Below are 14190 nucleotides of genomic sequence, written 5' to 3' on the forward strand. Positions count from 1 at the left end.
CCAGAGAAGGACCCACGACCATGACCTCCATCTTCGAGACCGACGCGGACTACCAGGAGAAGCTCGACTGGGTCTCCCGGTTCGTACGGGAGGAGATCGAGCCCGTCGACCAGCTCGTCGAGCACGCCTGGGATGTCGGCGACCCGCTCCGCAACGCGCTGATCCGGCCGCTCCAGGACAAGGTGCGCGAGCAGGGCCTGTGGGCCTGCCACCTCGGCCCGGAGCTGGGCGGGCCCGGCTTCGGCCAGCTCAAGCTCGCGCTGCTGAACGAGCGCATCGGCCACACCCACAGTGGTCCCGTGGTGTTCGGCTGCCACGCCCCCGACAGCGGCAACGGCGAGATCCTCGCGCACTTCGGCAGCCCCGAGCTCAAGCAGCGCTACCTCGAGCCGCTGCTCGCCAACGAGATCGTGTCGGCGTACTCCATGACCGAGCCGCAGGGCGGCTCGGACCCGACCGCCTTCGTCACCCGGGCGGAGAAGGACGGCGACGAGTGGGTCATCAACGGGGAGAAGTGGTTCTCCTCGCACGCCAACTTCGCGTCCTTCCTGATCGTGATGGCCGTGACCGATCCGGATGCCGACCGTCACGCGCGCGCCTCGATGTTCGTCGTTCCGGTCGACACCCCGGGCGTGGAGATCGTCCGCGGCGTCAGCGTCTACGGCCACCACGAGCCGGTCGGCACCCACCCCTACGTCCGCTACACCGACGTCCGGATCCCCGCCGACCACCTCCTCGGTGAGCGTGGCCAGGGCTTCCACGTGGCCCAGACCCGCCTCGGCGGCGGTCGTATCCACCACGCCATGCGCACGGTCGGCCTGGTCCGCGCCTCGCTCGACATGATGCTCGAGCGCGCCGTGTCGCGGGTCTCGGGCGGTGAGCCCCTCGGGCGGCGCCAGCTGGTGCAGCAGATGATCGCCGACTCCCACATCCAGCTCCAGCAGTTCCGCCTGCTCGTGCTGCAGACGGCCTGGCGCATCGACCAGGAGCAGGACTACCGCAAGGTGATCGTCGACATCGCCTCGGTGAAGGCCGCGATGCCCGACGTCCTGCGCGACGTCGCCAGCCGGGCCATCCAGGTGCACGGCTCGCTGGGCATCTCCGAGGAGATGCCGTTCGGCAAGTGGGTGCTCGAGAGCTTCCACATGGGCCTCGCCGACGGCGCGACCGAGCTGCACAAGATCCAGATCGCCCAGCGGCTGATGCGGGACGTGACGCCTGCCACCGGGCTGTTCCCGACCCGCCACCTCCCGGCGCTCCGGGCCTCGGCCCGCGAGCAGTACGCCGACCTCCTCGACGAGGTGGTCGCGCCGTGACCAGCCCGTCCCCGACGAGCCCGCCGTCCGCGGCGCCCGTCGACCCCGACCGGCCCGAGGTCGCCCCGGTGCGGGCGGGCGAGGAGCTGGACTGGTCCGCGCTGGAGGCGCACCTGCGCGCCGAGCTCTCCGACCGCCTCGAGCTGGGGCCGGGCTTCTCGGTGGAGCAGTTCCCGCACGGCTCCGCCAACCTCACCTACCGGGTCGCGCTCGGGGACATGAAGCTCGTCGTCCGCCGTCCGCCCTTCGGCCACATCGCGGCCGGGGCACACGACATGCTGCGTGAGTACACCGTCCTCAGCCGGCTCGGGACCGCCTACCCGCGGGCCCCGCTCGGGCTGCTGCACTGCGCCGACGAGTCGGTCGTCGGGGCACAGTTCCTCGTCAGCGAGTACCGCCCCGGCATCGTGGTCTGGGACCAGGTGCCGGCCTCGATGGCCCACGTTCCCGACGCGGGCCGTCACCTCGGCATGGCCACCATCGAGGCGCTGGCCGACCTGCACGCCGTCGACTACGAGGCGTGCGGTCTGGCTGACCTCGGCCGGCCCGAGGCCTACCTCGAGCGCCAGCTCCGGGGCTGGGCGCGGCGTTGGGCCGACGTCGCCACCGAGGGTGCCGAGTCGGTGACACGTGCCGGTGAGCGCCTGGCGGCGACGATGCCCACCACCCGCGTGGCGGGCGTCCTGCACAACGACTTCAAGGTCGACAACTGCCAGTTCCGCCCCGATGACCCCACGACGGTCGTGTCGGTGTTCGACTGGGACATGGCCACCCTCGGCGACCCGCTGTGCGACCTCGGCACCCTGCTCAACTACTGGCCCCAGGGCGACCAGCCGAACGCCGTGCCCGGCCTCGCCGCGCTGGGGCTGCCCAGCCGCGACGAGGTGGTCGAGCGCTACCTCTCCCGGCGGGGCATCGAGGCCACCGCGCAGGAGATCGACTGGTACGAGGCGTTCGGCTGCTGGAAGACCGCGGTCATCCTGCAGCAGCTCTTCGTCCGGCACGTCCGCGGCGAGACGACCGACCCGCGGATGGCCGAGCGCGGCGCCTCCGTGGTGCCCCTCGCCGAGCGCACCTTCGACCTCGTCCCCTGACCCACCACCCAGATCCTCAAGGAAAGAAGCACCCCATGCAGCTCAAGCCCGGAAGCCGCCTGCGCAGCACCACCTGCGACACCCAGGTCGTCGTCGTACGCGGAACGGGTGACCTGCCCGTCACCTGCGGCGGCGCGCCGATGGTCGCGGCCGACGCCGCGCCGACCGACGCCGGTACGCCCGCTGCCGGCCACGACGGCGGCACCCTGCTCGGCAAGCGCTACGAGGACGCCGACGGCGCCCTCGAGGTGCTCGTCGTCAAGCCCGGTGCCGGCAGCCTGGGACTCGGCGAGGCGCTGCTGGCGGTCAAGGCCGCCAAGCAGCTCCCGGCCTCGGACTGAGCGGCAGGAGCGGGACCGTGGACCTCACCATGCTGCTCGAGATGGCCGTCTCCGGCGAGCCCGGACGGGTGGCCGTCGGCAGCCTGGCCGACGGCACGTCGTACGCCGAGCTCGACCGCGTCGCCCGCCGCATCGGCGCACGGCTCGCCGAGACAGGCAGCGAGCGCGTCGCCCTGCTCGACCTGAACTCCGAGGTGACGCCGCTGCTCCTCTTCGGCTGCGCAGCGGCCGGCCTGCCCCTGGCGCCGATGAGCTTCCGCCTCACCGACGAGCAGCTCGCCGCCGCGGCCGAGCGGCTCGCCCCGGTCACCGTCGTGGCCGGCGCCGACTTCGCCCACCGCATCGCCGAGCACCCGGGCGTCACCGTCCTGCCGGCTGACGAGCTGCTCGCACACGGCACCGCGCCGGGGGCCGCCCCCGACCTCGTGCCCGGCGACCCCGACCGCGCCGCCGTCCTGCTCGCGACCAGCGGGACCACCGGCACCCCCAAGGACGCCGTCCTCCGGCACCGCCACCTCGCCAGCTACATCATCGGCAGCGTCGAGTTCTGGGCGGCCGGCGCCGACGAGGCGATCCTCGTCTCGGTCCCGAACTACCACGTCGCCGGGATCACCTCGGTGCTCAGCTCGGTCTACAGCGGCCGACGCCTCGTCATGCTCCCCCAGTTCTCCGCGGAGGCATGGGTGGAGACCGCGGCGCGCGAACAGGTCACCCACGCGATGGTGGTCCCGACGATGCTCGGCCGCGTGCTGGACGTGCTGGAGGGCACCGGCGAGCGCCTCCCGGCGCTGCGGCACCTGTCGTACGGCGGCGGGCGGATGCCGTTGCCCACCATCGAGCGCGCACTCGGCCTGCTCCCGCACGTCGGGTTCGTCAACGCCTACGGCCTCACCGAGACGAGCTCGACGATCGCCGTGCTGGGCCCGCAGGACCACCGCGACGCCGTCCTCAGCGACGACCCGGAGGCCCGCCTGCGCCTGGGCTCGGTCGGTCGACCGTTGCCCACCCTCGAGCTCGAGATCCGCGACGCCGACGGTGGCGTCGTCACCGATGGCGCGTCCGGGGAGGTCGTCGTCCGCGGTGAGCAGATCTCCGGGGAGTACCGCACGCACTCCGTCCTCGACGCCGATGGCTGGTACCACACCCGCGACCGCGGCCGGCTCGACCCCGGCGGCTTCCTCTTCGTCGAGGGCCGCGTCGACGACGTGATCGTCCGCGGCGGGGAGAACCTCTCGCCCGGCGAGATCGAGGACGTCCTGCTCGAGCACCCCGGCGTCGTCGAGGCCGCCGTGGTGGGCGTGCCCGACACCGAGTGGGGGGAGCGTGTCGAGGTCGCCGTCGTCCGCCGCCCCGACACGGAGCTGTCCTCCGAGGAGCTCCAGGAGTGGGTCCGCGTACGCCTGCGCAGCGCCAAGGTGCCGGCCCGGGTCCACTGGCGCGAGGCGCTCCCCTACAGCGAGACCGGCAAGCTGCTGCGCCGCGTCCTGGTCAGCGAGCTGTCGCAGTGATCACCACCGACCCGGAGATCCTGTCCGACCTGGCGGCACTGCGGGAGGTCGTGCGCGACTTCCTCAGCGGCGTCGACCCGCACGGCGGCATCGACCTCGTCGCCCGCGTCGACCGCGACCTGTGGACGAAGGCCTGCACCGGACTGGGCATGGCGGGCGTCGACGTGCCCGAGGACCACGACGGCGCCGGGCTCGGCGCGGCCGGCCTCGCCGTCGTCGCCGAAGAGGCCGGTCGCACCCTGGCCCGGCTCCCGTTGCTGGGTTCCGTGGTCGTGGCGCAGGGCATCCTGCTGGCCGCCGGCGGTGCGGTGCGCGACGCCTGGCTGCCGCGGCTGCTGGCCGGGGAGGTCGTCGCCGCCGTCGCCGATCGTGCCGAGGGGCCCGTCCGTGCCGTGCAGGACGACGGGGGCTGGCGCATGGACGGCACGCTCTGGCCCGTCCAGGACGGCCTGAGCGCCGACGTCCTCCTCGTCGCCGCCGAGACCGGCGCCGGCCTCTCCAGCTTCTTGGTGGAGGCCGGGACGACCGCGGTCCACCGCAGCGCCTGCCGCACGCTCGACCTCACCCGCGACGCCGCCCGTGTCGAGCTCCGCGGAGCGCCCGCGGTCCTGGTCGGCGAGCAGGGCGCGTGGGGCACGCACCGCGACGCGGTCGCCCCCCGGCTCGACCTGGCCGTGGCCGCTGCGTCCCTGGGCTCGGCCGAGACCTGCCTCGCCTCCGCGGTGGAGTACGCCGGCACGCGGGTCCAGTTCGGTCGCGCGATCGGCTCCTTCCAGGCCATCAAGCACCGCCTGGCCGAGCTCGCCGTCCTGGTCGACGACGCCCGCAGCGCCGTGGAGCACGCCGCGTGGTGCGCGGACGCACGACCGGACGACGCCGCCCTCTCCGCCGCAGTCGCCGCCGCGGCCGCGACGGAGGCGCACCTGCAGGCAACGGCCGACGTGGTGCAGGTGCACGGCGGCATCGGCTTCACGTGGGAGCACCCCGACCACCTGCACCTGCGCCGGGCCCAGGCCGACGCGCTGCTGTTCGGCGACGTGCCGCAGCGGCGCGAGGCCGTGCTGCGGCTGATGGGTCTGTGACGTCGCGGCCGAGACGTGGCCAGACGTGCCGGGACATGATGTCCTCGTGCCCGCGCCGCTTCCCCAGGTCTGCCTCGACGAGGTGGACTGGGCCGACCGGGCCGGGGTGACGGCGCTCGCCGCCTCCCTGCCCGCCGGTCCGGTCGTCGGCATGGCGAGCTCGCCACTGCCCCAGGAGGCGGCGCCCCTGCTCGAGCGGCTGAGCTTCACCTTCGCGCCCGCAGGACCCGGGCGCACCTGGGTGGCGGTCGAACCCCACCCCGTGGTCGTGCCGTCCGGCCCGGCGCGGGTGCTGGACGACCTGCTGCGCGCCACCGAGGACCTGCGGGTGCCGGACGCCCTGGCGATGGAGTCCATGGCCTACTCGCTGCTCCTGGCCGGACCCGACTTCGGTGCCTGGCGCGCCGCGACGCCGCGTCGCGAGGTGCCCGTCCCTCCTGAGCCCGTGACGGTCCGACGTGAGCACGACGCACCCGGCGTCCTCGAGGTCGAGCTCAACGTGCCCGAGCGCCACAACGCCCTCGCCCGGGCGGTGCGCGATGCCCTCGTCGAGGCCCTCGAGATCGCCCGGTGGGACGACAGCGTGCACCAGGTCCGGCTCACCGGAGCGGGACCGTCGTTCTGCTCGGGCGGCGACCTCGACGAGTTCGGCACCGCGACCGATCCCGTCGCCGCCCACGCCGTGCGCATGGAGGCCTCGGCCGGCCTCGCCGTGCACCGGCTGCGCGACCGGGTGCGCCCGGTGCTGCACGGCGCCTGCGTCGGGGCCGGCATCGAGGTGACGGCCTTCGCTGCCCACCTCACCGCCCGCGACGGCGCCTGGTTCGGCCTCCCCGAGCTCGGCTTCGGCCTGGTCCCGGGAGCGGGTGGCACGGTCTCGCTGCCGCGCCGGATCGGTCGGTGGCGCACCGCCTACCTCGCCCTGACCGGCGTCCGGCTCGATCTCGACACCGCGCTCGGCTGGGGGCTGGTCGATGGACGCGAGTGAGCTGTGGGCCGCTTCGGGTGCCATGGCGCTCACCGGCCGCGCGGACGGCCCACCGGTCCTCGGCCCCGGCCATCCGGCGGCCTACGTGCACGACCACCTGGAGGCGCTCGGCCTCCCGACCGCGCCGCTGCGTGGGCTGTTGGGCGAGCGGGCCGCCCACGCCGGGCTCGCGCGACACGGCCCCTGGTCCTGCGGCGGTGCCATGCGGGTGCTGCCGACCGCCGACGGCCACCTCGCGCTGTCGTTGGCCCGCCCCGAGGACCTCGACCTGGTCCCGGCGCTGGTCGAGCAGGCGAACGTGACCGACCCGTGGGCGAGCGTCGCTCGCTGGGCCGCGGATGCCACGGCCGCCGAGGCCGAGCAGCGGGTGCACCTGCTGGGCCTTCCCGGCGGTCGGGTCGGCCCGCCCGGCGCTCCCGGGCCGCGCCCCGCCGTCGTACGGATGCCGGGGCGTCCGGTGACCGTGCTCGACCTCACCGCGCTCTGGGCCGGTCCGTTGGCCACCCACCTCCTGCACCTGCTGGGTGCGCGGGTGGTCAAGGTGGAGAGCCGGCACCGACCGGACGGCGCCCGGCGCGGGTCGCCCACCTTCTTCTCGCTGCTCGATCGGGGCAAGGAGCACGTCGTCCTCGACCTCCCGGACGAGGTGTCCCGCCTGCGCGAGCTGGCGCTGGCGGCCGACGTGGTCGTCGAGTCGTCCCGGCCGCGGGCGCTGGCCCAGCTCGGCCTGGACGCCGCGGAGGTCGTGGCCGCAGGCACCTCGTGGGTCTCGATCACGGCGCGCGGTCGCGACTCCGACACCATCGGCTTCGGCGACGACGTCGCCGCCTGCGCCGGTCACGTCGTGGCCGACGTAGCTGACGGGGCTGACGGGGCTGACCTGCTCCCCGTCGGCGACGCGCTCGCCGATCCGCTCGCCGGCGTGCGTACGGCGTGGGCGTGCGTCGACGTGCTGCAGGGCCCGGCACGACTGGTCGAGGTGTCGATGCTCGACGTCGCGCGCGCAGCAGCGGCGGGAGCCGTCCCCGAGCACCGGGTCGAGCAGGTCGCCGGCGTCTGGTGGCTGGAGACGGCGTCGGGCCGGTCGCGCGTCGAGGACCCCCGGATGCGGCCGTGATCCTGCACGAGGTCGAGGTCCGCGGGCACGTCGTCGACGTGCGCGTCACCGACGGGGTCGTCGCCGAGGTAGGTCCCGGCCTGCGGCCCCGGCCGGACGACGAGGTGGTCGAGGGCCGTGGCGGCGCACTGATTCCAGGTCTGCACGACCACCACCTGCACCTCCGTGCGCTTGCTGCCGCCCGCGCGTCGGTGTCGTGCCGGCACGGCCTCGACGGCCTCCGTCAGGCACCGGGTGACCGTGTCCGCGGCGTGCTCTTCGCGGGCTCGGTCGACCGCCACGAGCTCGATCGCGTCGAGCCGAGCCGGCCGGTCCGCGTGCAGCACCGCAGCGGCGCGCTGTGGATGCTGAACTCCGCGGCGCTCGCCGAGCTCGAGCCGCTTCCACACCTGCCCGGGGTGGAGCGCGACGGCGACGGCCGGCCGACCGGGCGGTTGTGGCGCCTGGACGACCTGTTGCGGGGCACCTGGCCGAGCACCGGGGACCTCGACGCGGTGAGCCGGGAGCTGGCGTCGTACGGCATCACGGGCGTCACCGACGCGACGCCCGACCTGACCGAGGAGCCGCCGGTGCCCCAGCGGGTCACGCTGCTGGGTCGGCGCAAGCTGCTCCTCCACGACCACGACCTCCCGGACGTGGACGCCCTGGCCGCCGCGGTGCGGGAGCGCCACGCCGAGGGCCTGCCCGTCGCCGTCCACTGCGTCACCCGCGACTCACTGCTGCTGACGCTCGCTGTGCTCGACGAGGTCGGCCGGCTGCCCGGGGACCGGATCGAGCACGGCGCCGTCATACCTGAACCGTCGGCGCTGGCCGGGCTCCACGTCGTGACGCAGCCCGGCTTCCTGGCCGACCGGGGCGACGACTACGCCCGCGACGTGGACGCCGAGGACCTCCCGCACCTCTATCCCTACGCCGGCCTGCTCGCCGCCGGGATCGACGTGCTGCCGAGCAGCGACGCGCCGTACGGGCCCCTCGATCCGTGGGAGGTCATGCGCGCCGCCGCCGGCCGCACCCTGGTGCCGCGGGAGCGGGTCCCGGTGGCGACCGTGCTCGAGGGCTACCTGCGTGACGGCGACCTCAGGCCGCGCAGCGTCGTCGCGGGCACCGCCGCCGACCTGGTGCTCCTGCACGTGCCGCTCGCCGAGGCACTGCGCGCACCGGACCGCTCAGCGGTGCGCGCCACCTGGATCGGCGGGCTGCGGCACTGACGCGACCCCGCCCGTGCCCGGGGTGATCGCGGTCCGTCCGCCGTCCAGGGTCACGACCGAGCCGGTCACGTAGGCGGCGTCGGCGGAGGCGAGGAAGGCCACCGTGGCCGCGACGTCCTCCGGCGTGGCCGCCCTGCCCAGGGGCGTGTGCCGCGCCACGGAGCCCATGTCGATCGGTGGCCCGGGACGCAACGGCGCTTCCGGACCCTGGGGAAGGATCGCCGCTCCCGCCACCAGGTTGACCCTGATCCCGAGGGGGGCGACGTCGTGGGCCTCGGTGTGCACGAACGGCACCAGGGCACCGCGAGCCGAGGAGTACGCCGGGAACTGCGGGTTGCCGTGGGTGCCGTCGACCGAGCCGTAGATCACCACCGATCCCGCCCCGGACCGGGCCAGCAGTGGGCGGAACGCACGGGTGAGGAAGACCGGGGTCAGCAGGTTGATCCGCAGGCTCTCCTCCCACCGGGTCATGTCCTCCTCGGCCGGCTCCCACCAGTCGACCTGCCCCACAGCGACGACCAGGACGTCGAGCCGGCCGTGCCGGTCGTCGACGGCCCGCACGAGGTCGTGGATCGCCGCCTCGTCACCGAGAGGCGCCACGAGACCGGTGGCGGCACCGCCGACCTCCTCGACGGCTCGCACCGCGCGCTCGACCGAGGCCTCCTGCGGGTCGACCACGACGACCCGCGCGCCCTCCTCCGCCAACCTGACGGCACACGCCCGGGCCAGTTCGGAGCCCACCTGGACGACCAGGGCGACCCGGTCCTCGAATCGTCGCACCAGGCGATCCTTCCACCCGCACCCTCGAGCAGCCGGACGGCTGCGCGGAGCAGCGGAACAGGTCAGCGCACGCGGAACCGACGCACCTTGCTGTAGCCGTTGACGTGACGCGAGTCGCCCATCTTCACGATCCGGTAGGAGACGTCCCCGCGCCGGGACTCGCGGTACCGGATGACCAGCCTCGACCGGCCGGTGCCGAGCCGCTGGGTGACGACCGTTCGCCAGGTGTCGCCGATCCGGCGCTGCAGCTTGACGACCCCCGTCGAACCGCGGCGGTCGCGCGACGTCGTGAAGGTGAGCATCGAGCCGCGTTGCGCAGTGGTGACGGTCGCTCGTCCCCGCACCGAGCGCACGGCGATGTCGGTCTGCGGCGCGACGCCCGTGGAGAGCAGCACGATCGAGCGGTTGCCGACCATGCTGCTCGATGACGGCATCATCACGCTGTACCAGCTGTTGGCGACCGGAGAGGCGCGCAGGGCGAACCGGCCGTCGTCGTCGGTCAGCGTGCTGGCCACGGCATTGCAGACCTTCGATGCGGCGCCGACGTCCCGCTGGCACAGGAAGAGCCTGCGCCCCGCGATCGGCGGCCCGCTCATGCTGTCGTGAGGGTCGGCCTTGGGCGAGGAGCGCGTCAGCCGTCCGGAGAAGGTGGTGGTCTCGCCGATCTGGATCGTGCTGCGCTCCGCCTCCAGGTGAAGGCGCGAACCGAAGACCCGGACCTGGACCGGCGTGCCGACGCGGCCCGTCGAGCCACGGGGCACGACGCGGTACAACCGCCCGTCCATGAACTCGACGTTGTTGTCGAGGTAGCTCGTGGCCCGCCCACGCCACTGGCGGGTGTACCTGCCGTTCAGCAGTGCAGGCACCGCGCTGTCGCAGCAGAGCTGCACCATGTCGATCGTGATGTCGCGGTACCCCGAGGGGTTGGTCCAGGTCAGCGTCGTCGTGCTCGTGCCGGCGATGTTCGGGTCGGTGTTCTCGACCTCCAACCCGGCAACAGGTGCCGGCGTCGCAGGCTTTGCCGGGATCGGGGCAGCGACCTCAGCGGCGTCGTAGGCGATGCTGCCCTCGAAACCGAGCGGGCCGTCGACGTACTGGCAGCTGATCTCGTAGGTCGCGGCGAAGGCGACGACCTGGCTGCCGGCGTACTCGATCTGCTCGACGCGGAACCATCCCGCGGCGGGGATGAGGTCCTGCCGCGAACTGACCTCGAGCTCCTCGGCCTCGCGGCCACAGAACTTCCCGTCGCGGTGCGTGAGCACCTGGCCCGCCGTCGCCGTCGGCTCGCGGTACGTGCCACCGACCTGGTAGGTCACCCCTGCCTGCAGCGTCTGTCCCGCAGGCGGCAGGAACTCGATCCCGCGGCCGTCGACGCCCTGGTCGATCAGCGTCACCTGGTTGTTGAACGAGGTGATCCACAGATCGGCGTCGGTGCTCGTGACGGTCTGGTCAGGGACGCCCCGGCCGTCGTCGCGATGCCCCCAGCTGAAATGGCCACCGGGCTCGGCTCCGGCCGACGGCACGACGCCGAGGCCGGCCACCGCCACCGCTCCCACCAGCAGTGCTGTCCGGACAGGACGAAATCGTGACATCGGAACTCCCCCTCGAGTACGTGACCCGCAGCGGGTCCGGCGCATCGTAGGCAGGTTCGGCGCGCCGGCGGGCAGGAATCGGAGAACCCTTGGCAGTCGCGAGTGGTCGGCCGCGAATTGGCAGAAGCCCCGGTTCGTCGAACCGGGGCTTCTTCACGTGCGCGAGGGGGGATTTGAACCCCCACGCCCTTTCGGACACTGCGACCTGAACGCAGCGCGTCTGCCGTTCCGCCACTCGCGCGTCACCGTCAAACTCGACGGCCGACAAAGGCTATCCCAGCACGCGGCCGGCGCCCAAAACCGGGGGGTCGACCATGATGTGCCGAGGGCGCGACGGCTCCACCGATACGATCGAGTGACCCGTCCGTACGACGAACGGGCACTGAAGCACGAGCGTGGAGAGGAGGGCAGCGACGTGGGTGGACTGCAACGCTTCGAGCAACGGCTCGAGCAGGCGATCTCCGGCGCCTTCGCCCGGACCTTCCGCAGTGCGGTGCAACCGGTCGAGATCGCCGCCTCGCTCCAGCGCGAGCTGGACAACAAGGCGCAGGTGCTCTCGCGCCAGCGGCGACTGGTCCCGAACAGCTTCGTCGTCGAGCTCTCCCCGGGTGACCTGGAGCGGCTCGGGCCCTACGACTCTGCGCTGGAGAGCGAGCTCACCGAGCAGCTGACCGAGCACGCGGAGCTCCAGTCCTACGTCTTCCCCGGCCCGATCAAGATCGCGTTCGAGTCCGCCGAGGACCTCACGACGGGCCGGTTCCGGGTCCGCAGCCAGGCCGAGGCGGAGGTGACGGGACAGGCCCGGCGAAGCAGCAGCCAGCGCACCCGCGCGGTCCTCGAGGTCAACGGGAGCCAGCACGCGTTGCAGGCTCCCGGCCTGGTGGTCGGACGCGGCAGCGAGGCCGACATCCGGATCAACGACCCCGGTGTCAGCCGTCGACACGCCGAGTTCCTTGTCACCACACCGGTCGGCACCGACGCCCCCGGCGAGGGGCCCGTCCACATCGAGGTCCACGACATGGGTTCGACCAACGGCATCCGCGTCGACGGGCAGAAGGTCGCGCGCGCCACCCTCCGCGAGGGCTCCCGGGTCCAGGTCGGCCACACCTCTCTCGTCCTCCGGCTGCTCGAGGAGGCCTCCGATGTCTGAGCTCACCCTGTTCCTGGTCCGGATCGCCTTCCTGGCGATCCTGTGGATCTTCGTCCTGTCGGCGATCTCGGTGATCCGCTCCGACATGTTCGGTGCGCGGGTGCCGACACCGGCCGCGCCGGGCAAGCAGCCGCGCGCGGCCAAGCCGCAGGCCCCGCGCCGCGGACAGCCCTCCCACGTCGCCGTGGTGCAGGGCGTCAACACCGGCATCACCGCCGACCTCGCGCAGGCTCCCGTTCTCATCGGCCGCGGCAACGACGCGGCGATCCGGCTCGACGACGACTACGTGTCCACGCGCCACGCGCGGATCGTGTCCTCCGGAGGGCAGTGGTACGTCGAGGACCTCGGCTCGACCAACGGGACCTACCTGGGCAGCCAACGACTCACCCAGCCCGTGCCCGTGGGCCTCGGCTCGCAGATCAGGATCGGGAAGACCATCGTGGAGCTGAGGAAGTAGGCATGTCCGAACCGACGCCCGACGAGGCCACCCTGCCGCCGCCGGAGGCTCCCGACACGACCGAGGTCCCCACATCGGAGCGGCCCACGGCCGAGCCGACCGTGGAGGTCGCCGGCGTGTTCGGCCACGACACCGTCGATGCCCCAGCGACCCAGCCGAGACCGACCCTGGAGCTGAGCTATCACGCCGTCTCCGACGTGGGCCGGGTCCGCAAGGACAACCAGGACTCCGGCTACGCCGGTCCGTGGCTGCTCGCCGTCTGCGACGGAGTCGGTGGCGCGGCCCGCGGTGACATCGCATCGAGCACGGCCGTCAACGAGCTCCGCCAGCTCGACGAGCCGCCCGGCACGACCGACGTCCTCGCCCGGATCAACGACGGCCTCCACGAGGCGCACGTCGCGATCGGCACCCAGGTCGACCAGGACCCCTCGATCAACGGCACCAGCACGACCGCGACCGTCGCGCTGTTCGACGGCACCCGCCTGGCGCTCGGCCACGTCGGCGACTCGCGTGCCTACCTCCTGCGCGACGGCGAGCTGTCCCAGCTCACCAGCGACCACACCTTCGTCCAGAGCCTGATCGACGAGGGCCGGATCACCGAGGAGGAGGCGCGGGTCCACCCGCACCGCAACCTCATCCTCAAGGCGCTCGACGGCCTGCACGACGTCGAGCCCGACCTGTTCGCGCTCGAGCTCGTCGCCGGCGACCGACTCTTCCTCTGCAGCGACGGCGCGTGCGGCGTCCTCGAGGACCACCGGATCGCCGACATCCTCACCGGAGGGACGCCCGAGTTCTCCTCGATCGAGATGGTGCGCGCCAGCCTCGACGCCGGCAGCTCCGACAACGTGACCTGCGTGGTGGCCGACGTCGCCGCAGCGGGTACGGCGACCGTGCCGGCCGAGCCGCAGGTCGTCGGTGCCGCCGCCGAGATGCGCCAGCGCCGCCCGCGCGCGCTCTTCCGCGGCCACCGCTCCGGCGACACCGGCGAGCTGGACCCCGTTCCCGACGAGATCCCGGCCGGCGTCGACCACGCGATCCGCGCCGACCCGCCGAGCGACCCCGAGGCGATGCGCTACGCCCCGCAGCCGCCGCCCCGCTTCATCTGGCCCCGCCGCCTGCTGGCCCTCGCCCTGCTGATCGGGCTGGTCTGGGTGGTGCTCGGCACGGCGTACTGGTGGAGCCAGCGTCAGTACTACGTCGGCGAGGACGGCGGCCAGGTCGTCATCTACCGCGGCGTCGAGGTCCCCGGCCTCTCCTCGGTTTTCGAGACCTCCGACGTCGTCATCGAGGACCTGCCGGCCGGTCAGCGCTCCAGCGTCGAGGACGGCATCGCCGCCGACGACTACGAGGCTGCACGCGAGAAGGTCGAGCAGCTCGCCCGGCTCGCCGCCGACGCCGACGCCGAGTCCTCGACCGATCCGGACGACCCGGACTCGATCGTCCCGTCGGAGTCCGCGACCACGCCGACCACGCCGCCCGCGTCGACCGACCCCGCCGAACCGACCGCACCTGCCGATGCCAGCGACTTCACCACCGGTTCGTGACCGGGCACCGAGC

General features: G+C 73.3%; 13 protein-coding genes and 1 tRNA gene. 11 read left to right on the forward strand and 3 right to left on the reverse strand.

Annotated features, from left to right (window positions below; translation table 11 throughout):
• Nucleotides 1-20: 20 nt before the first annotated feature.
• Genes ASE01_RS16370 through ASE01_RS16405 form a run of 8 tightly spaced genes read left to right on the forward strand, consistent with a single transcriptional unit; the run spans nt 21 to nt 8654 of the window.
• On the forward strand, nt 21-1316 hold the full coding sequence (locus tag ASE01_RS16370) for an acyl-CoA dehydrogenase family protein (RefSeq protein ID WP_056754282.1): 1296 nt from the start codon (nt 21-23) through the stop codon (nt 1314-1316).
• Nucleotides 1313-2410 (forward strand): phosphotransferase family protein, encoded by a 1098-nt coding sequence (locus tag ASE01_RS16375; protein WP_056754285.1) that lies wholly within the window; start codon nt 1313-1315, stop codon nt 2408-2410. The genes ASE01_RS16370 and ASE01_RS16375 overlap by 4 nt, the downstream gene beginning before the upstream one ends.
• 35 nt (nt 2411-2445) lie before the next feature.
• A complete protein-coding gene (locus tag ASE01_RS16380; protein ID WP_056754287.1) occupies nt 2446-2751 on the forward strand; it encodes a hypothetical protein in 306 nt (101 codons plus the stop codon).
• Nucleotides 2752-2768: 17 nt separating this feature from the next.
• Nucleotides 2769-4259, forward strand: a complete 1491-nt coding sequence (locus ASE01_RS16385) for a class I adenylate-forming enzyme family protein (RefSeq protein ID WP_056754292.1) — start codon at nt 2769-2771, stop codon at nt 4257-4259.
• Entirely contained in the window at nt 4256-5341 is a 1086-nt protein-coding gene (locus ASE01_RS16390; protein ID WP_056754295.1) for an acyl-CoA dehydrogenase family protein, read from the forward strand. Before ASE01_RS16385 ends, ASE01_RS16390 begins: the two co-directional genes overlap by 4 nt.
• Nucleotides 5342-5387: 46 nt before the next feature.
• Complete coding sequence (locus ASE01_RS16395; RefSeq protein WP_235536051.1) at nt 5388-6329, forward strand: enoyl-CoA hydratase/isomerase family protein; 942 nt, start codon at nt 5388-5390, stop codon at nt 6327-6329.
• Complete coding sequence (locus ASE01_RS16400; protein WP_056754297.1) at nt 6316-7446, forward strand: CoA transferase; 1131 nt, start codon at nt 6316-6318, stop codon at nt 7444-7446. Before ASE01_RS16395 ends, ASE01_RS16400 begins: the two co-directional genes overlap by 14 nt.
• Nucleotides 7443-8654: an amidohydrolase family protein gene (locus tag ASE01_RS16405; RefSeq protein WP_056754300.1), complete on the forward strand. Its 1212-nt coding sequence runs from the start codon at nt 7443-7445 to the stop codon at nt 8652-8654. The genes ASE01_RS16400 and ASE01_RS16405 overlap by 4 nt, the downstream gene beginning before the upstream one ends.
• Here ASE01_RS16405 and ASE01_RS24825 read toward each other — a convergent pair.
• The 3 genes from ASE01_RS24825 to ASE01_RS16420 form a co-directional block, all read right to left on the reverse strand.
• On the reverse strand, nt 8613-9434 hold the full coding sequence (locus tag ASE01_RS24825) for an SDR family NAD(P)-dependent oxidoreductase (protein ID WP_056754303.1): 822 nt from the start codon (nt 9432-9434) through the stop codon (nt 8613-8615). The two genes, ASE01_RS16405 and ASE01_RS24825, sit on opposite strands and share 42 nt — an antisense overlap.
• Nucleotides 9435-9496: 62 nt before the next feature.
• Complete coding sequence (locus tag ASE01_RS24830; protein WP_162260302.1) at nt 9497-11026, reverse strand: hypothetical protein; 1530 nt, start codon at nt 11024-11026, stop codon at nt 9497-9499.
• A gap of 158 nt (nt 11027-11184) precedes the next feature.
• Nucleotides 11185-11267, reverse strand: a tRNA-Leu gene (locus ASE01_RS16420).
• Nucleotides 11268-11381: 114 nt separating this feature from the next.
• Between ASE01_RS16420 and ASE01_RS16425 the strand changes: the two genes are divergently transcribed.
• The 3 genes from ASE01_RS16425 to ASE01_RS16435 are packed head-to-tail and all read left to right on the forward strand — an operon-like array spanning nt 11382 to nt 14177.
• Nucleotides 11382-12176 carry an FhaA domain-containing protein gene (locus ASE01_RS16425; protein WP_157537406.1) on the forward strand — a complete coding sequence of 265 codons (795 nt, stop codon included), beginning with the start codon at nt 11382-11384 and terminating at the stop codon, nt 12174-12176.
• Nucleotides 12169-12633 carry an FHA domain-containing protein gene (locus ASE01_RS16430; RefSeq protein ID WP_056754308.1) on the forward strand — a complete coding sequence of 155 codons (465 nt, stop codon included), beginning with the start codon at nt 12169-12171 and terminating at the stop codon, nt 12631-12633. Before ASE01_RS16425 ends, ASE01_RS16430 begins: the two co-directional genes overlap by 8 nt.
• Before the next feature lie 2 nt (nt 12634-12635).
• Nucleotides 12636-14177 carry a PP2C family protein-serine/threonine phosphatase gene (locus tag ASE01_RS16435; RefSeq protein ID WP_082606112.1) on the forward strand — a complete coding sequence of 514 codons (1542 nt, stop codon included), beginning with the start codon at nt 12636-12638 and terminating at the stop codon, nt 14175-14177.
• Nucleotides 14178-14190 lie beyond the last annotated feature (13 nt).

Origin of the sequence: Nocardioides sp. Root190 (assembly GCF_001428565.1) — a bacterium.
GTDB lineage: Bacteria > Actinomycetota > Actinomycetes > Propionibacteriales > Nocardioidaceae > Nocardioides.

Coding starts and splice junctions, on each gene's coding strand:
- ASE01_RS16370 (WP_056754282.1), top strand. CDS start 21: ATGACCTCCATCTTCGAGACCGACGCGGACTACCAGGAGAAGCTCGAC.
- ASE01_RS16380 (WP_056754287.1), top strand. CDS start 2,446: ATGCAGCTCAAGCCCGGAAGCCGCCTGCGCAGCACCACCTGCGACACC.
- ASE01_RS16400 (WP_056754297.1), top strand. CDS start 6,316: ATGGACGCGAGTGAGCTGTGGGCCGCTTCGGGTGCCATGGCGCTCACC.
- ASE01_RS24830 (WP_162260302.1), bottom strand. CDS start 11,026: ATGTCACGATTTCGTCCTGTCCGGACAGCACTGCTGGTGGGAGCGGTG.
- ASE01_RS16430 (WP_056754308.1), top strand. CDS start 12,169: ATGTCTGAGCTCACCCTGTTCCTGGTCCGGATCGCCTTCCTGGCGATC.
- ASE01_RS16435 (WP_082606112.1), top strand. CDS start 12,636: ATGTCCGAACCGACGCCCGACGAGGCCACCCTGCCGCCGCCGGAGGCT.